Source organism: Lactococcus sp. FSL K6-0773, assembly GCF_038006485.1.
In the GTDB taxonomy this organism is placed as follows: domain Bacteria; phylum Bacillota; class Bacilli; order Lactobacillales; family Streptococcaceae; genus Lactococcus; species Lactococcus lactis.
Window position 1 is genome coordinate 505,302 of sequence record NZ_JBBOVF010000001.1, and the last position, 18,939, is coordinate 524,240.

The following is an 18,939-nucleotide window of genomic DNA, read 5'->3' on the forward strand; positions in this document are numbered from 1 at the left end:
TTTTAGTAGAATAAAAGAACCAAATTGTAAAATAAAAGAGGTTGTGTTATGAATAAAAAAGCTAAACAAGCCATGAAAACGACACTTTGGCAGCCTGATTTTGAATCGGATGCTTGTGGAATGGGCTTCATTGCCCAAATTGACGGGAAAGCTAGTCACCTTTTAGTTGAGAGAGCGCTGACCATGTTAACAAGGATGAATCATCGTGGTGGAACGGGTGCTGAACCAGAAACTGGAGATGGGGCAGGTATTTTACTTGCTTTGCCTGACGAATTCTTTCGTAAAATTGCAAAAGAACATGATGTAGAACTACCAAAACTTGGTGATTATGCCGTAGGGCAATTTTTCTTATCACGTAAGGAAAATAAAAAACATCAAGAATTAGAAGCGATTAAGGCAGCTGTTAAGGCTCAAGGATATGAAGTCTTATTCACGCGCACAGTTCCTTTTAATTTTGAAGCATGTGGAGCAACGGCTCAAGGAATTATGCCGTCTTTTGTTCAAGTTTTTATTGAGAAAAAATCATCTGAAAAAGCTGTCAGCGAAATTTCTAATTTTGAAAATGATTTATTTATTATCAGACGAAATCTTGAAAAACGTTTTGACGAAGAGGAATTATATATTTGTTCATTATCTAGTCAGACGGTTGTTTATAAGGGAATGCTTCACGCGTATCAAGTAAAACTCTTTTATCCTGATTTGTCTGATGAAGATTTCAAAAGTCATATTGCACTAACACATAGCCGTTTTTCTACCAATACTTTTCCCTCTTGGAATCGGGCTCAACCTTTTCGTTTTCTAGCACATAATGGCGAAATTAACACGCTTCGCGGAGCTGAAAACTGGATGAAAGTTAACGATATTGAAATGTACAATGAAGAAAATTCTGATTCAGCCAAATTAGAAAATTGTATGGAGTATTTCTATCGAAATGGTCGAGAACTTCCAGAAAGTTTACTGACCATGATTCCTGAGGCTTGGGGAGAACAAACTGGCTTAAGTCCAGAATTGAAAGCTTTTTACGAATATTCAACTGCTCATATTGCGCCTTGGGATGGACCGGCAGCTTTAGTATTTACTGACGGAAAAACCGTTGGGGCAAGACTTGATCGGAATGGTTTAAGACCAAGTCGTTATCTTGTGACAAAGGATAATTCTATCATTCTGTCAAGCGAATCTGGTGTGGTTGATATCCCAGCCGATGAAATCATTGAAAAATCAGTTCTTGGACCTGGTAACATGTTGTTAGTAAATACTGACGAAGGAAAAATTATTCGTAATGAAGAAGTTAAGAGTTATTATGCTAATAAATATCCCTACCAAGAATTTCTGTCAGCAGGTTTGAAAAAACTGTCAGCACTGACAGAAAGTGAAAAAACAAATCCAATTCCGTCAGCAAAAATGAATACCTTATGGAAATTATTTGGTTATACTGACGAAGTCATTCGGACAGTGCTTTTACCAATGGCGGAATCAGCCAATGAACCTACAATTTCAATGGGCTTTGATGCTCCTTTGGCAGTTTTATCTGACCAAGCTCAATCACTTTATAATTTCTTCAAACAACAATTTGCTCAAGTGACCAATCCGCCAATTGATGCGATTAGGGAACAAATTGTCATTGGAACGGAAACCTATTTGGGAGAAGATGGGAATCCAGCAAAAATCACAGGTGAAAATGTCCGTAAGTTAAAATTAGACAGTCCAGTCCTTTCAACGGATGACTTTGAAAAAATCTTAGCATTGAAGGAAGAACATTATCATACAGAAATTATTTCCACCCTTTATGATAAGGATGACCTTTTAGAAAATGCATTGAACAAACTCTTTTATAAGGCAGAAAGTTTGATTAATCAAGGAACAACTATTATCGTGCTTTCTGACCGTGACTTTGCTGAAAATAAAGTGCCGATGCCTATTTTACTTGCTTTGTCAGGACTTTATCATTATATGTTAGGACGTCATAATGCGTCTAAATTTGCAATTATTGTAGATACAGCTGAGGTGTGCGAAGTTCATCAATTTGCAGCGCTTGTAGGCTATGGCGTATCAGGAATTCATCCTTATGGTGCATATGCAACCCTTTCAGACTGGGGTATGGGAGCACCTGAACAACTTGAAAATTTCCGTCATGCGGCAGAAAAAGGTATTGTTAAGGTCATGAGTCGGATGGGAATTTCAACAATTGTCGGTTATAAAGGGGCTCAACTTTTTGAAGCAATTGGTTTATCTAAAGAAGTCGTTGACAAGTACTTCACAGGTACGAGTACAAGAATTGGTGGACTTTCTCTTGCCCAAATTGAGGACGAATATCGTTTGCGATATGAGAAAGCTTATGGACATCGGGCACAGGATTTATTGGAAACAGGCGGTTCTTTCCAATACCGGGCGGATGAAGGAGAACATCATATCTATGACCCACAAATGATTTACCAAATTCAAAATGCTGTCCGTCAAAATGATTTTGAAAAATATAAAAAATATAGTCAGTATCTAAATGATATTGCTCTAAAAACGCCGACAAGCTTACGTCACACTTGGAAAATCAAATCTGATCGGAAGTCCATTCAGATGAGCGAAGTAGAACCAGCTCGTGAAATTGTTAAACGTTTCAAAATTGGGGCCATGTCATTTGGATCATTGTCACAAGAGGCTCACGAATGTATTGCTCAAGCTATGAACTCTATTGGTGCAAAATCCAATTCGGGTGAAGGTGGTGAAAATGCAAAACGTTATGGCACAATCAATAATTCTAAAATTAAACAAGTCGCCTCTGGACGATTTGGTGTGTCAGCTGCTTATTTAATGTCTGCCGAAGAGATTCAAATTAAAATTTCGCAAGGTGCTAAACCAGGTGAAGGTGGGCAATTGCCAGGTAAAAAAGCTTTTCCTTGGGTGGCAGAAGTTCGAAACTCAACTCCAGGGGTAAGTTTAATTTCACCACCGCCTCATCATGATATTTATTCCATTGAAGATTTGTCGCAACTTATTTTTGACTTGAAAAAAATTAATCCTTATGCAAAAATCAACGTTAAGTTGGTTTCATCGACTGGTGTTGGAACAATTGCTACAGGATGTGTTAAGGCCGGAGCTGATAAAGTTGTTATTTCTGGTTATGATGGTGGAACTGGAGCAAGTCCTAGAAACTCAATAAGAGATGCAGGTCTCCCTTGGGAAATGGGACTGGCAGAAGCACATCAAACGCTTAGTTTGAACAATTTACGTGACCGAATGATTTTGGAAACTGATGGTAAAGTAGTCACAGGTCGAGATATTGCGATTGCTGCAATGCTAGGTGCTGAAGAATATTCATTTGGTAGTTTAGCTTTGGTTGCGATTGGATGTATCATGACAAGAAATTGTCATTTAAATACTTGTCCCGTAGGTATTGCCACACAAAATCCTAGATTAAGAGCAAATTTTGCTGGAAACCCAGAGCACATTGTACGCTTAATGGAATTTATGGCTGAGGAAGTTCGAGAACTTTTAGCCGAACTTGGTTTTAGAACAATCAATGAATTGGTAGGTCATGCCGAGCTCTTGCAAGCTAAAGAAGATTTACCAGCTAAAATGCGAGGTTTGGACTTTAGCCGTATGCTTGGTCATGCCTTACCGATTGCAACAAGACATAGTGATCCTTTTGCTAATCCTCGTGCTTGGAAAGAGTTAGACCAATTTACGGAGGCTACACTTAATAATGGTTCTCAAGCAACGGTTCATGGCACGATTAAAAATATTAATCGAACAACGACCGCGCGGATGGCAGGTTGGATTGCTGAACGTTATGGTAATTTTGGTCTAAAAGATGCTTCTGTTTGCTATGAATATGAAGGGGTTGCTGGCCAGTCCTTTGGCTCTTACGCAACCGCTGGTATGGAGGTTACTCTGATTGGCGAAGCCAATGATTATATTGGAAAATCATTGTCAGGTGGCCGTTTGATTGTAAAACCACCTCTAGATGCTGCTTATGATATTGAAAATACTTCTATTGTTGGGAATGTTTCGCTCTTTGGGGCTATCGGTGGCGAAGCTTATTTCCGAGGTCGTGCAGGTGAGCGCTGTGGTGTCCGAAATTCAGGAGCACATTTTGTTGTGGAAGGAACGGGTGACCATGGTTGTGAATACATGACTGGTGGTATCGCTGTTGTTCTTGGTACAACAGGTCGTAATTTTGCGGCTGGGATGTCTGGTGGTATCGCTTATGTTTATGATGTCGCTGGCAATTTTGAAAATAAAGTGAATCGGGAAATGGTAGATCTTTATGCTTTAGATGAAACTTCAGGTGATGAAGTTTTAGAAGAATTATTGAAGAAACATTTGAATTATACTGATTCAGAAAAAGCAAAATTCATTTTAGAACATTGGCAAACAGAACGCGAAAAATTTGTCAAAGTTTATCCAAGAGAATATCATCATATTAAAAATGTTGAAGAAGATTTGGCTAAAACAGGCTTGTCAGGCGAAGCACTTACGATGACAACCTTTAAAAAAGTAACGGAGGTGAGCTAATGGCTGATCCAAATGGATTTTTAAATTATCCAAGAAATGATAATCCTTACCGTGAATTAGCGGAGCGGATAAAGGATTTTGCTGAACTGCAAGTTCCCTTATCTACTGAAGAACGACAAAAACAAGCGGCACGTTGTATGCATTGTGATGTTCCTTTTTGCCATCAAGGGATATTTTATGGGGGCAAACGGGCTGTCTCAGGTTGTCCAAATGATAATCATATTCCAGAGTGGAATGATTTGATTTATCGAGGACTACAAAGAAAAGCCTATGAACGTTTGATTTTAACCAATCCTTTTCCAGAGTTTACTGGCAGAGTCTGTCCTGCTCCTTGTGAAAAATCTTGTGCCGAGGCCTTAAACGGTGCAGGAGTAACCATTAAAGATAATGAACGTTTCTTGGGTGATTTAGGAAATGATGAAGGTTGGGTGGCTGAAATTGGCAAAGCTGCGGAGCCGACAGGTTATAAAATAGCGATTATTGGGTCTGGACCTGCCGGTCTGTCAGCTGCTTGGCGTCTTAATCAATTGGGACATAGCGTTACTGTTTTTGAAAAATCAGATCGTTTGGGCGGCTTATTGATGTACGGCATTCCAAATATGAAATTGGATAAAAAAGTCGTTCAAAAACGAATTGATTTAATGACAGAACTTGGTGTGACTTTTGTCACCAATACTGAGATTGGAAAGACAATCAGTTACGAAGACCTGTCAGTAAATTTTGATAGAATTATTTTGGCGATTGGCGCAGGAATTCCACGTGATTTAAATATTTCAGGCCGTGAAGCAGTTGGAATTCGATTTGCCATTGATTTTCTGACAGAAACGACTAAAACTGTCCTTGAAGAGGGCGAAGATAATATTAGTCAATCATTAAAAGGAAAAAAAGTAGTAGTCATTGGTGGTGGAGATACAGGGAACGATTGTATCGGAACGGCAGTTCGTTTAGGAGCAGCTTCGGTTTCTCAATTAGAAATCACACCAAGTTTACCCACTGATCGTTTAGATAACAACCCTTGGCCTGAGTGGCCAATGACCTTGAGAGCAGGTTATGGGCAAAAAGAAGCAGAATTTGTGGGAAATACTGATTTGACAACCTATCAAATGACTGCAACAGCTTTTCAAACAAATGCTGAAGGTCAACTTACGGGTTTAAAAGTAGCCAAAGTTGGACCTGACTTCAAGGCATTAGAAGGGACTGAACAAGTAATTGAAGCGGATTTAGTCTTACTTGCTATGGGATTTGTTGGGACTGACACAGGATTACTGGATAAATTTGGTGTTCAAGAAATTTATGATGACTATCGAACAAATAATGACAAAGTTCTAGTTGCAGGCGATGCCAGACGAGGTCCATCTTTGGTTATTTGGGCAATCCGTGAAGGAAGAAAAACAGCCGAAATTGTTGATGAACAATTAATAAAAGTCGCTACAGCATAATTTATCATTCTGTCAGTAAAAAAAAGTTTCTGTCAGTAAAAATGGCAGGAACTTTTTTGTGTCCAAGCTTTTGATGATATGCTATACTTATAAATAATCTAAAAATGAGGTGAGAGATGAAGACACCATTTGTAACAAAAGAACAATTAGAACAAATCACGAAGGAATTTCCAACACCATTTCATCTTTATGATGAAAAAGGAATTCGTCAAAAAGCGCGTGACCTTCACAAAGCCTTTGCTTGGAATAAAGGATTTAAAGAATTTTTTGCTGTGAAAGCGACACCCACACCAGCTATTTTAAAAATTCTTCATGAAGAGGGGTGTGGAGTTGATTGCGCCTCTTATGTCGAATTGTTACTTTCCGAAAAATGTGGGTTTGACGGCTCTGAGATGATGTTTTCATCAAACGATACTCCAGCTGAAGAATTTCAATTTGCTAATCAATTGGGTGCGACAATCAATCTTGATGCCTATGAAGATATTGAATTTTTGAAAAATCTGACAGATTTTATTTTTCCGGAAACAATGAGTTTGAGATACAATCCCGGTGGAGTTTTTGCTATGGGAACAAAAATTATGGATAATCCAGAAGAATCTAAATTCGGAATGACAAAAGCCCAACTCATCCAAGGAATTAAAGATTTGCAAAAATTAGGCGTGAAAAAATTTGGAATGCATAGTTTTTTGGCTTCAAATACAGTGACAAATGATTATTACCCAGAACTTGCCAGCAAGCTCTTTAAGCTTGCTTTAGAAATTAGAGAAGAAACTGGAATTACCCTTGATTTCATTAACTTATCAGGCGGAATTGGTGTGAACTATCGTCCTGATGAGGAGGCAAATGATATTGCAAAAATCGGACAAGGTGTTCACGAAGCTTATGATGAAGTTTTGAGGGCTAACGGAATAGAAAATCTAAAAATTTATACCGAATTGGGACGTTTTATGCTTGCTCCACACGGTCATTTGATTACAAAAGTTTTGCATATTAAAGAAACTTATCGAAAATATGTTGGCGTTGATGCATCAGCAGTTAACTTGATGCGTCCAGCCTTTTATGATGCTTATCACCACATCACAGTTGCTGGAAAAGAAAAAGATGAAGCGACTGAAATTTATGATATTACAGGTTCTTTATGTGAGAATAATGATAAATTTGCAAAAGAAAGAGCCTTTCCTAAAATAGAAATAGGAGATTTATTAGTGATTCATGATACTGGTGCGCATGGATTCTCAATGGGTTATCAATATAATGCTAAATTAAGAAGTTCCGAAGTTTTGCTTCAAGAAGATGGAAAGACTCGTTTAATTCGTCGAGCAGAGAAGCCAGCTGATTATTTTGCAACATTAGATGGTTTTGATTTTACAATTTGAGAAATAAAAAGTTACTGACAGCTCCGTCAGTAACTTTTGCCTCATTTATCCTTTCTGTCAGTAATATAAAGTGCTGACAAAAGGACTAAAATTTGATATAATAAGATGTCATCAATGGCGAAAGCGTTTCGCCAAAATTAGGAGATTCAAAATGAATTTAATCTTAGCAATTTTGCTTATGGTTGTATGCCTTTTGGCAGGTTTTTTCTTGGGAACATGGTTCTCACAACGCCAAACAAAAAAATTACTTATGGATAACCCACCCCTTAATGAAGACGCTGTTCGTCTTATGATGGGATCTATGGGACGTAAACCAAGTGAAGTTCAAGTCCAACAAGTTCTTCGCCAAATTCGTGCTGCTGCAAAGCAATCAGACACAAACAAAAAATAAGCTATTATATACGCTGAGCGAAGCAGTAGAACACAAGTTCTAAACTCTCTCAGCGTTTGCTTTTATCATCATAAATAAAGTATCCATTATATTAAAAAATACAGATTTTGGATAAGAGAGAATTTGAATTAGATATTTTAAAAGGAGAAGAAAAATGGACAATCGACCAATCGGCCTCTTAGATTCTGGTGTTGGTGGACTGACTGTTGCTCGCGAACTCCTTAGACAACTCCCAAATGAAGAAATTGTTTACATAGGAGATACAAGAAGAGCTCCTTATGGTCCGCGTAGTCGTGAACAAATCATTGCGTTCACTTGGGACATGGTTAATTTTTTACTATCAAAAGATGTGAAAATGATTGTAATGGCCTGTAATACAGCAACAGCGATGGCCTTAGAAATTGTAAAAGAAAAACTAGATATACCGGTGATTGGTGTCATCCTACCCGGAGCAAGCTCAGCGATTCAAAAAACAAAAACAAACAAAATTGGTGTAATTGCCACTCAAGCTTCTATTCGTTCAGATGAATATCATAAAACAATTGCTCGTAAATCATCAGCAGTAGAAGTATATAGCCTAGCATGTCCAAAATTTGTTTCAATCGTTGAATCAAATGAAATGGAATCTGAAATTGCTAGAAAAGTTGTATCAGAAAGTCTTGTTCCACTAATTGGAAAAGTAGACACCTTAATTCTCGGATGTACTCACTATCCTCTCTTACGTTCCTTAATCCAAGAAACAATGGGAAAAGAGGTACGTTTGATTGATTCTGGAGCAGAAGCTGTACGAGATATCTCTGTTCTGCTCAACTATTTTTCAATAAATGGACAAGAACGTCAACCATTAGAGCATCGTTTCTATACTACTGCGGGCGTTAATTCATTTCGAGAAATTGCAGAAAAATGGTTAAACATCGGACAACTTCAGATTGAACATACTGAAATAGAGAATTTCAATAAGGAAAAATAAATGGAAAAAACACTTATAATCGCAACAAGAAATTCAGGAAAAACAAAAGAATTTAAGAAATTATTTGCTGATTTCGGTTATGAAATCAAAGATTTAACAGATTATCCAGAACTTCCTGAAATTGAAGAAACTGGAACTACTTTTGAAGAAAATGCTCGTTTAAAAGCAGAACAAATCGCTGAAATTACTGGGCAAGTAGTTATTGGCGATGATTCAGGACTTTGTGTTGATGTCCTTGGTGGTTTGCCTGGCATTTGGTCGCATCGTTTCTCAGCTCCAGATCCTACTGATGAGAAAAATATCGCAAAACTTTTGCACGAACTGGCTCCAACGGCAATTACTCCAGAACGTAGAAGCGCACATTTTCATACTACGCTTGTGGCGGCAAAACCAGGCCGTGAGAGTTTAGTTGTAGAAGCAGATTGGGATGGCTATATTGCTCTCGCTCCTAAAGGAGAAAATGGTTTTGGCTATGATCCTATTTTCATGGTCGATGCCTTTAGAACAGCCGCAGAATTATCAGAAAAAGAAAAAAATCAAGTCTCTCATCGTGGACAAGCCTTGAGAAAATTAATGGCTGAACTTCCTGAGTGGCTTGACAAATAAGTTTAAATAAATTAACATAAATATAATTATGTAAAAGAGGGACGCTTATGTTTGTAGTAATGTCTGATTCACATTATGACCGCGATGTGGTTCAATCCATAAAATCAAAATATTTGAATGAAGCAACTGCTATCTTTCATTGCGGAGATTCTGAACTTCCTAGTTCTGATGAAATTTGGCAAGGAATAACTGTTGTTGCTGGGAACTGTGATTATGATAGTGGATATCATGATTTTCTTACTCAAGAAGTTGAAGGAAAAAAGGTATTAATTACACATGGTCATCTTTTTTATGTTGGTTTAGGATTAGACCGTTATTCTTATTTTGCTGAGGAAAAGAACGCAGATATCGCACTTTTTGGACATATCCATCAACCAGTAGCACAAAAAATTAATAATATACTTTATGTAAATCCAGGTTCAGTTGCACAACCTAGAGGGAAGTATGATATCAAAATGTATGCTATAATTGAGATTGAAGGAGAAGAGTTCAAAGTTTCATATCGAAATCTGCAACATGAACCTATCCCGGAACTACAGTTCAGACTCTAAGTCTACAAAGCTCTTTAAGGAGTAATTTGCATGATTGATAAAAAGATTGAGGATTTTATCTTGAATCAAAGTGAAACCTTTATGATTCCTGCCTCAAATGTTGCTGTACTTTATGCTGAGCATAATATTGCTCATGCCAAACTGATGCTTAGTCAGTATAAGTATTCACGAGTTCCAGTTTTAAATGAAAAAAAAGAATACGTTGGTGTTTTGGGTTTAACAGAAATCGTTGAATTTGAAATGGAACAGAATTTCTTTTTTGAAAAATTACATAATACATCAATTTCGGAAATAGTTAATAAAGATGTTCAAACAGTTGGACCATCAGTAACCTTGGAAGAGATGATGCACAAATTAATTAAGGAGCCATTTCTCCCAGTAGTCAAAAGACAGGAATTTATGGGGATTGTTGTTAGGCAAGAAATATTAAAGGCCTTTAGTGCCTTTGCTCACGACTTTACAAAATATTATGAAATTACCAAACGAGATTGACGAGTATTTAGCAAGCAGAAATTTTTCAGAGAATACTCGTTCAAATTACCATTATGATTTAGTTTCTTTGCAGGCTTTCTTTGAAGATAAGTCACTCACAACAGAAAACTTAGAACTTTACAAAATTCAAATTAGTAATCTTTCGCCAGCAGCACAGCGAAGGAAGATTTCGAGTGCAAATCAATATTTGCTTTTCCTGTATCAAAGACAAAAAGTTGACCAGTACTTTAAAATTAAACAAGTCGTTCAAAAAAAATCACAGACTGCTCAAAGTTATCATCCAATGATTAAGGAATTTCCTGAGTTCTATGGTCCTTTGACCTGTCCAGGACAATTTTTAGCCTTATTAATTTTAGAATTTGGTTTAAATTTTGCTGAGATACAAAAATTGAAATGGGAAAATTTTAATTGGAACTTTAAATATCTCACGATTGAAAAAGCCGGAATAAAACGAGTTTTACCAATTAGAGAAAAATTTGCCATAAGAGTTAAAGCCATTAATAATGCTGATGAATTATTCGCAAAATCTCGTCAATTTCTTTATACTGAATTGAAAAAATTTACGAACTATTCTTCCAAAGAAATTAGAGAACAGTATATCTTGCATCAGGTTAAAGCAGGGAAGTCAATTTATGAACTGGCAACTCTACTTGGTTTAACAACTATTACAACGCTTGAAAAATATTATAGATAGGAATTTACACTATTTTTATTATGTAAACTATGATTAAAGAAATCAATATAAAAATTAAAAACTTCGAGGGTCCTCTCGACCTTTTATTGCATTTGGTAAGTCAGTATGAAATGGATATTTTTGAAGTTCCATTGGTACCAGTTATTGAGCAATATCTTATCTATATTCAAACCATGAAAGAACTTGAATTGGAAGTAGCTGGAGAGTACATGTTAATGGCAAGTCAACTGATGTTAATTAAATCAAGAAGACTTTTACCGACAGTTACCGAAACTTTTATTGAAGATACAGAACAACTTGAGTATGATTTATTGGCTCAAATTGATGAATATCGGAAATATAAAATGTTGTCACAAGATTTAGATGAACTTCATCAGGAACGTAGTCATTTTTATTCAAAAGCTAAGACAGAAATTATCACTGATGAAACTGTACTTTTGCAGGATAAATCTGCTTTAGATTTATTTCTAGCTTTTACTAAAATTCTTGAGTTGCAAAGACAACATTTTCAAGACGAGAACACAAAAATAGCAGCTGAGAAATTTACAATCGCTGATAAGATTTTAGAGTTAAGTACTAGATTTACAGAACAAAAAATATGTAAATTTTCAGATTTATTTTCTAGCTCTACTAATAAAGATGAACTCGTCACCACTTTTATGGCTCTTTTAGAATTAATCAAAAATCAACAGATTTCTTTTTCTCAAGGAGAGCTTTTTGGAGAAATTATTTTAGAAAGAAAAGAAACTAGTGAATAAGACAGCAAGTTGTGAACTCTTACTTTTTGTATCTGGCGAAGCTGGTTTAACTTTGGCAGAATTGTCAGCATTGACAGAAATGTCTAAACAAGCTTGTCAGCAACAAATTGATTACTTAAAAGAAAAATATCATTCTGATGAAGAATCTGCTTTAACGATTATTGAAACTGCAGGTAAATATCGTATGGCTACAAAAGAAGAGTTTGCAGAAATTCTTAAAAACTATGCCAAAACTCCTCTTAATCAATCTTTGTCAAAATCAGCTCTTGAAGTTTTATCAATTATTGCTTATAAGCAACCTTTAACTCGACTCGAAATCGATCAGCTCCGCGGAGTGAATTCCTCAGGTGTTCTCTCAACACTTCGTGCTTTTGATTTGGTTGAAAAGGTCGGGCAAGTTGAAGCACCAGGACGTCCAAGTCTTTATGCAACAACTGATTTTTTCTTAGACTATATTGGGATTAATCATTTAGATGAATTACCTGAAATAGATGAGTCAAGATTTATCGCAGAAGAACAAACCTTATTTAACGAAAGTGAAGAAAATGAGAATCAATAAATATTTGGCCCATGCAGGTGTGGCAAGCAGACGTAAAGCAGAAGAACTAATTTTAGCGGGAAAAGTAACGGTAAATAATGTTCCAATGACAAACTTGGGTTATCAAGTTTCAACTGGAGATATCGTTGAAGTTAATGGAGTAGCAGTTTATAACGAAGAACCCGTTTATTATCTTCTAAATAAACCAAGAGGCTATATTTCTTCAGTTAGCGATGACAAAGGACGTCAAACGGTAATGGATTTAATGCCTCAAGTTAAAGAACGGATTTACCCTGTGGGACGTTTGGACTGGGACACAAGCGGTTTGCTTTTGCTTACAAACGACGGTGAGTTTACGAATATGATGACTCACCCACGTCATGGCGTTGATAAGGTATATGTTGCTAAGGTAGAAGGCCAAGCGAACAAAGAAAACTTGCGTCCTTTAACTTTAGGTATGACTATTGAAGGTAAAAAAGTTAGTCCCGCCCGTTATGAGATTATCAAACAAGAGAAAACAAAAAATCATTCGATTGTTAGTTTAACTATCCATGAAGGACAAAATCATCAAGTTAAAAAAATGTTTGCGGCTGCAGGACTTCCAGTACAAAAATTGAGTCGTATTCAATATGGAACTCTTACATTGGATGGACTTCCAACAGGACAATTTCGTCGTTTGAGTAAAAAAGAAGTTTCTCAATTGATTAATGCAGCCCAAGGAAATTAAGTGATTATTATAAAAGACAATTCTGGTAAAGAGTTGTTTTTTTATTTCTTAAGCAAATCTTATTCTTGATAAGCAAACTATTTTTGTGCTATAATAAAAATATCTTCAGGGCACCGTGTAATTCGGGACCGGCGGTAAATAGGGCTTTGACCTTATGACTCCGCGATTCGCTACGGCGATTGAAGCAGTGAGAATCTGCTAGCGACAGTAAAGTCTGGATGGAAGAAGATGAACAATTTTTGTAGTGTAATCAACTTCGGTTGGATTACTGTTTTTAGCCAAACCAAAAATGTCTATCAACTTCCTCGAAATTTGAAGAATTATTTTCTCATATTTGGAGGTTTTTTTATGTCTAAAACACGTCGGATGGTGTTAATTGCCATGCTTGCTGCATTATCAACAATCTTATTATTGCCGATTTTGCAGTTTCCGCTATTGCCTGGAATTGATTTTATGAAAGTTGAACTCTCAATCATTCCAGTACTTATTGGAGTCTTTACTTTGGGATTGGGTGATGGATTTATAATCCTCTTTATTCGCTCTATCTTATGGTATCTCCTATTTAATCAAGGGCCATCAACTTGGATTGGTGTGCCGATGAACTTCATTGCTTTGGGAATCTTCATGGCAATTGTTTGGTTCTTTACAAAGAAAAAATTCTCAATCAAAAACTATACAGTTGGTGTGGTTTTAGCAGCCATCGCATCAGTTCTTGTGATGATGGTATTGAATGTTTTCTACGCACTCCCTCTCTATCGTTTAGCTGCTGGCTTCGATGTTGATAAGATTTTTGTTGGAGCAACTCATCTTTTTAATATGGGTTCTCTATCAGTTACTTTGAATCCAACTTATCTTTTAACAGTAGTTTTACCTTTTAATGCTTTGCAGTACATCATCTTTGCTCTGGTATTTGGATTGATTGTTGCAGTGTTCAAGAAAAACAAAGTCGTAAAATTTTATAATGCTTAATAAAAAAAGAAATTTCATTGATTTGAAGTTTCTTTTTTTATTTAAATAGTAAATAAGTGGGAATCTCAATTCATATAGTCTGTTTTAAACGCTTTCTTTATGGTATACTAATATTTAGAATATTATAAAATAAAATGGAATAGACTGTATGAAAATTTTTAAAGATTTATGGTGGTTTTTTAAGGCAGAGAGAAAAGGTTATGGCGTTGGTCTATTAGCCCTTTTTATTGTTTCGTTAACTCACTTGATTCCGCCTTTAATTATCGGAAAAATTATTGACCATATTGTTAAGCGTAACCTGACTTTACCCTTAATTTTGAGTTTTTCTGGTATTTTATTGATCACTGCACTCGTTGAATATGGCTTTCGTTTTCTTTGGTCTAAAAATATTTGGGGTGAAGCCTTTAAACTGGAAAAAATAATCCGTAGTCGGCTTTTTAGGCATTTTTTAAGAATGGATACCCTTTTTTATCAGAGAAATCGGACTGGCGATTTGATGGCTCATGCGACAAATGACCTACAAGCGATACAGAGTGTTGCTGGACTTGGTGTTTTGACTTGGGCAGATTCTTTAATGACGGGCGGGATGACAATCATTGCTATGCTCTTATTTATCGACTGGCGTTTGACGATTATTGCTGTCCTTCCTTTGCCTTTACTCGCGCTAGTATCTAAAGTTTTAGGGGATAAAATTCATGTAAGTTTTGAACATGCCCAAGAAACCTTCTCTGAAATGAATGATAAAGTCCAAGAATCGATTACAGGAATGAAAGCAATCAAATCTTTTGGTGAAGAAGAACAAGATATGGCTGATTTCCAAGTTAAGTTAGATAATATTGATAAAGCCTTTATCAGGGTCAATTGGATTGACTCAATGTACGATCCTTTAATCACTTTAATTGTTGGTTTATCTTATACTTTAACCATTCTTTTAGGGGGCTACTATGTTGTTCACCATGTTTTAACGATTGGTCAGTTAGTTGCTTTTATGACTTATATCGGAAATTTGGTCTGGCCGATGTTTGCTATTGGTGTTCTTTTTAATGTTATTGAACGTGGAAGAGCTTCATACAGTCGAGTAGAAAAATTATTAGCTCAAAAAGCGGAATCAAAAATTTCTGAAGGTACTTTGAAAATGCCAAAAGAAGGTCAACTCCTTTTTGATATTGAAAGTTTTACTTATCCAAATGAGAATGAAGGGCGCAATTTGGAGAAAGTTCAATTTAATTTAAAAGAAGGTCATGTTTTAGGTTTGGTCGGACGAACAGGTGCAGGAAAATCAACGATTATTAAACTTTTAATGAGAGAGTTTGACCATTACAAAGGACATATTACTTTTGTTGACCATGATATTATGGATTATCAATTAGATGAATATTTGCCAGCGATTGGTTATGTTCCGCAAGAACATTTTCTATTTTCGATGTCTGTCAGAGATAATATTCGCTTTGCTAAGATGTCAGCGAGTCAAGAAGAAGTTGAAATTGCAGCTAAAACAGCTGGAATTCATGATGATATTATTGCTTTTCCTGAAGGTTATGATACTTTGGTTGGCGAGCGTGGCGTTTCACTTTCTGGTGGACAAAAGCAAAGGTTATCTATTGCGAGGGCGCTACTTATTCAGCCTAAATTATTGATTTTAGATGATGCGCTGTCAGCTGTTGATGCCAAGACTGAACAGTTAATTTTGTCAAATTTGAAGGCCTTACGTCATGAAAGTTCAACGTTAGTTGTCAGTCACAGATTGTCATCAGTAATGGAAGCTAATGAAATTCTCGTACTAGATGAAGGAAAAGTGATTGAGCGTGGTTTGCATGAAGATTTGATTAAATCTGGAGGTTGGTATGCTCAAATGTGGCAAATGCAACAGATTGAAAGTCATTTGACAGCGAATGATGAAGATGAGAATTTACTGACAGGATCGTCAGTAAATCGGGAAGGAGAAGAAAATGGAGAAATCTACTGACAAAATGTCTGTCAGAGAAAGTTGGCAAGTTTTTAAATTTATTTTCAAATTCTTATTACCTTTCAAAAAGTATTTCGTTTGGGCTTTTGTTTTTAGTGTAATTACAACTGCTCTGGCTTCACTTATGCCTTTTGTTTTGTCCGTTTTTATGGATTCTTATTTGACACCTATGAAAGCGACTGACCAGATTATTTTCTATTTTGCAGGTCTTTATTTGATTTTAGCAATAATCAATTCAATAGCTTTCTTTTTCAAATGGAATTATCTGCAAAATGGTTCGATTTTTGTTAATCAATACATTCGTAAGAAAGTTTATCGAAAAATTCATCAGCTAGGCATGCGATATTTTGACCAAAAACCGACGGGTTGGTTAATCACCAGAATCACAAATGACACCGATTTATTTGATTTCTGGCAGACTTTGTTTAATGCATTAACAAGTTTGCTTTCTATTATCATTGCCTTCATTGCTTTGTTTATTATTGACCACCAAATTGCGCTTGTGATGTTGTTGATTCTTCCCCTATTGATTTTGGCAGTATTGATTTATTAAAAAGTGAGTACAAAAGTTTATCAAGCCATGCTTGCTAAGCGTTCAGAATTGAATACGAAATTAAATGAATACATTTCTGGGATGAGAATTATTCAACAATTTCGTCAAGAGAGCAGACTAGGAAATGAATTTGAAAAAACAAATGATGAATATTATGGTTATCGAAAACGAGTGATTCAGATTAATGGGATTTTGTTGAGCCCTTTGGTTAATTTTTTGATGGCCATCTCAATTGTTGTTGTCTTGTTGATGTATTCTAATCGAAGTCTACATGCAGTGGTTGAGGCTGGTTTAATTTATGCTTTCATCAGTAATGTACAAATTTACTTTAATCCTATTTCAGGATTGATGGATTCTTTATCAAACTTTTCAAATGGATTGGTGGCCTCTAGTCGCATTAAGACAATCATGGAAGAAAAAGAATTTGCGCCACAACAAGGAATTTCAACTTCTGTCAGTAAAAATGTTGATGAAAAATTTACTGACAGAAAATCTGTCAGCAATTCTCCAATCATTCAAGAAGGAAAAATTGAATTTCGCAATGTCAGTTTTTCATATGACGGAGAACATCAAGTTTTGAAAAATATCTCATTCATTGTGAATCCTGGAGAAACGCTTGCTTTTGTAGGTCATACAGGTTCAGGAAAATCGAGTATTATTAATGTTTTCATGCGCTTCTATGAATTCACAGAAGGTCAAGTTTTGATTGATGATCAGGACATTAGAAGTTATTCAAAAGAAGAACTTCGGAAAAAAATTGGTTTAGTATTGCAAGATTCCTTTATGTTTGTTGCGTCAGTTACTGACAATATCAAAATGATGAATCCACAGATTACTGACCAAGCAGCCAAAGAAGCGGCTCGATTTGTTCAAGCTGACAAATTCATCAAGGATTTGGAAAATGGTTACGAAACCAAAGTAATTGAAGGTGGAGCTGCCTTCTCGGCCGGTGAACGTCAATTAATTAACTTTGCTCGAACGATTGTGCGTAATCCGAAAATTCTCTTATTAGATGAAGCAACAGCCAATATTGATACTGAAACTGAAGCGCTTATTCAAGAAGGTCTGATAAATATGCGACAAAATCGAACGACAATGGCAATTGCTCACCGTTTATCAACGATTAAAGATGCTGACCAAATTTTAGTCTTGAACAAGGGAGAAATTATTGAGCGAGGAAATCATGACCAACTTTTAGAGCTTAATGGTTATTATGCAGACATGTATCGAATTCAAACTTTACAAAAAGAACTATGAAAAACCACTGATAGCAGCGGTTTTTCATTTATCAGTTTTTCTGATAAAAAATATTGACAAAAAATAAAATAAACGATATAATATAAGAAAGATTGATAAAGAATCGGGAAGGGAGAGTTTATGAATTTTGGTCAGAACTTAAAAAAATTAAGAAAAAATGCAAAATTGACACAGAGTCAATTAGCAGAAAAGCTAGGAATGAAGCAAAATGCTTATGTACTTTGGGAACAAAAATCAACCAACCCAACGTTAGAAATACTAGAAAAACTCGCAGATATCTATGATTTACCTATTCAAGAATTAATCAAAGAAACTGATAATAATGCAGAAAAACAATTAATCGATAATTATCGTTCACTGACAGGAGAACAACAAGAATCAGTTATTAATTTTACGGATTTTCTCATTGAACAAAATAAAACAGAGATTATTAATTTGAAAACCTACAGACGTTCTTCTTTAGATTATGCCATTGTTGAAGATGAAGAATTATCGGCAGGTTTTGGTCAATCTCAAAGCAATACAGGGGGGCATTACAAAGCTTACACATCTGAAACTCTTGGTCGATATGATGGTGCAGCTAGAGTAAAAGGGGAATCGATGGAACCTGAATTCCCTAATTTTTCTATTGCAACATTCTTACACACGGGTTTCGGTCGGAGTGGGGATATTTACGCCATTGCTGAAGGAGATTTGGGCGAAGAACGTTTGTATATCAAACAAGTATTTGAAGAAGAAGATGGACAATTTAGAATTCATTCACTCAATCCAGATCCACAATACAAGGATTTTTATCTAGGACAGGAAGATAATTTCCGAATTATTGGACCAGTAGTTGATAATTTTGAAGAAATTGAAGAATCACAGATTATAGATTAAAATGAGGGCTTAAAAATGAATTGGATAAGAGAAATTTTACCAATACTGGGAATTGGATCAATTTTTGCAATTGCTTATGAATTAGTTTTATGGCTTTCACAGAAATTGATAGAAAATGATAGCAAAGAGAAAATAAAAAAGGAAAAAAAGATTGTTAATGTCAAATTTTTTCATCTTTCAAAAAACCAAAAGAACATTGCATGAACTAAAATAAAAAAGAAAAAAGAATAAGTTTAGTCTTGCAATTTCAGAAAAACTTTGATA

The 18,939-nt window shown here is 35.7% G+C and carries 16 protein-coding genes, 1 pseudogene and 1 riboswitch; all 17 genes and pseudogenes read left to right on the forward strand.

Annotated features, from left to right (window positions below; all coding sequences use genetic code 11):
• Window positions 1–48: 48 nt before the first annotated feature.
• The 17 genes and pseudogenes from gltB (at window position 49) to MHB61_RS02595 (ending at window position 18,879) form a co-directional block, all read left to right on the forward strand.
• A complete protein-coding gene (gene gltB / locus MHB61_RS02515) occupies window positions 49–4,509 on the forward strand; it encodes a glutamate synthase large subunit (protein ID WP_032398957.1) in 4,461 nt (1,486 codons plus the stop codon).
• Window positions 4,509–5,948 carry a glutamate synthase subunit beta gene (locus MHB61_RS02520; RefSeq protein ID WP_003130187.1) on the forward strand — a complete coding sequence of 480 codons (1,440 nt, stop codon included), beginning with the start codon at window positions 4,509–4,511 and terminating at the stop codon, window positions 5,946–5,948. Before gltB ends, MHB61_RS02520 begins: the two co-directional genes overlap by 1 nt.
• A 116-nt stretch (window positions 5,949–6,064) precedes the next feature.
• The gene (locus MHB61_RS02525; RefSeq protein ID WP_003130188.1) at window positions 6,065–7,324 is read left to right on the forward strand and encodes a diaminopimelate decarboxylase; all 1,260 of its coding nucleotides are present in this window, start codon (window positions 6,065–6,067) and stop codon (window positions 7,322–7,324) included.
• Window positions 7,325–7,475: 151 nt separating this feature from the next.
• On the forward strand, window positions 7,476–7,715 hold the full coding sequence (locus tag MHB61_RS02530; protein ID WP_003130191.1) for a YneF family protein: 240 nt from the start codon (window positions 7,476–7,478) through the stop codon (window positions 7,713–7,715).
• 154 nt (window positions 7,716–7,869) lie between these two features.
• Window positions 7,870–8,685: a glutamate racemase gene (gene racE / locus MHB61_RS02535; RefSeq protein ID WP_003130192.1), complete on the forward strand. Its 816-nt coding sequence runs from the start codon at window positions 7,870–7,872 to the stop codon at window positions 8,683–8,685.
• The gene (locus MHB61_RS02540; protein WP_003130194.1) at window positions 8,686–9,291 is read left to right on the forward strand and encodes a nucleoside-triphosphate diphosphatase; all 606 of its coding nucleotides are present in this window, start codon (window positions 8,686–8,688) and stop codon (window positions 9,289–9,291) included. It begins immediately after the preceding gene.
• Between the two features lie 47 nt (window positions 9,292–9,338).
• Entirely contained in the window at window positions 9,339–9,842 is a 504-nt protein-coding gene (locus MHB61_RS02545; protein WP_003130196.1) for a metallophosphoesterase, read from the forward strand.
• Window positions 9,843–9,872: 30 nt separating this feature from the next.
• On the forward strand, window positions 9,873–10,334 hold the full coding sequence (cbpB, locus tag MHB61_RS02550; protein WP_010905865.1) for a cyclic-di-AMP-binding protein CbpB: 462 nt from the start codon (window positions 9,873–9,875) through the stop codon (window positions 10,332–10,334).
• Entirely contained in the window at window positions 10,312–11,028 is a 717-nt protein-coding gene (gene xerD, locus MHB61_RS02555) for a site-specific tyrosine recombinase XerD (protein ID WP_010905864.1), read from the forward strand. The genes cbpB and xerD overlap by 23 nt, the downstream gene beginning before the upstream one ends.
• Window positions 11,029–11,057: 29 nt before the next feature.
• On the forward strand, window positions 11,058–11,786 hold the full coding sequence (locus tag MHB61_RS02560; protein ID WP_003130199.1) for a segregation/condensation protein A: 729 nt from the start codon (window positions 11,058–11,060) through the stop codon (window positions 11,784–11,786).
• Window positions 11,779–12,345, forward strand: coding sequence for an SMC-Scp complex subunit ScpB (gene scpB / locus MHB61_RS02565; RefSeq protein ID WP_003130201.1), 567 nt, complete (start codon window positions 11,779–11,781; stop codon window positions 12,343–12,345). The genes MHB61_RS02560 and scpB overlap by 8 nt, the downstream gene beginning before the upstream one ends.
• The gene (locus tag MHB61_RS02570; RefSeq protein WP_003130202.1) at window positions 12,332–13,051 is read left to right on the forward strand and encodes a pseudouridine synthase; all 720 of its coding nucleotides are present in this window, start codon (window positions 12,332–12,334) and stop codon (window positions 13,049–13,051) included. Before scpB ends, MHB61_RS02570 begins: the two co-directional genes overlap by 14 nt.
• 97 nt (window positions 13,052–13,148) lie before the next feature.
• Window positions 13,149–13,285, forward strand: a riboswitch (FMN riboswitch).
• Window positions 13,286–13,399: 114 nt separating this feature from the next.
• Complete coding sequence (locus tag MHB61_RS02575; protein ID WP_003130203.1) at window positions 13,400–14,020, forward strand: ECF transporter S component; 621 nt, start codon at window positions 13,400–13,402, stop codon at window positions 14,018–14,020.
• Between the two features lie 148 nt (window positions 14,021–14,168).
• Window positions 14,169–15,986, forward strand: coding sequence for an ABC transporter ATP-binding protein (locus MHB61_RS02580; RefSeq protein ID WP_010905861.1), 1,818 nt, complete (start codon window positions 14,169–14,171; stop codon window positions 15,984–15,986).
• Window positions 15,970–17,796 (forward strand): annotated as a pseudogene (locus MHB61_RS02585) (ABC transporter ATP-binding protein). The gene MHB61_RS02580 and the pseudogene MHB61_RS02585 overlap by 17 nt, the downstream one beginning before the upstream one ends.
• Before the next feature lie 120 nt (window positions 17,797–17,916).
• Window positions 17,917–18,675 (forward strand): helix-turn-helix domain-containing protein, encoded by a 759-nt coding sequence (locus MHB61_RS02590; protein ID WP_003130207.1) that lies wholly within the window; start codon window positions 17,917–17,919, stop codon window positions 18,673–18,675.
• Between the two features lie 15 nt (window positions 18,676–18,690).
• Complete coding sequence (locus MHB61_RS02595) at window positions 18,691–18,879, forward strand: hypothetical protein (RefSeq protein ID WP_003130209.1); 189 nt, start codon at window positions 18,691–18,693, stop codon at window positions 18,877–18,879.
• Window positions 18,880–18,939 lie beyond the last annotated feature (60 nt).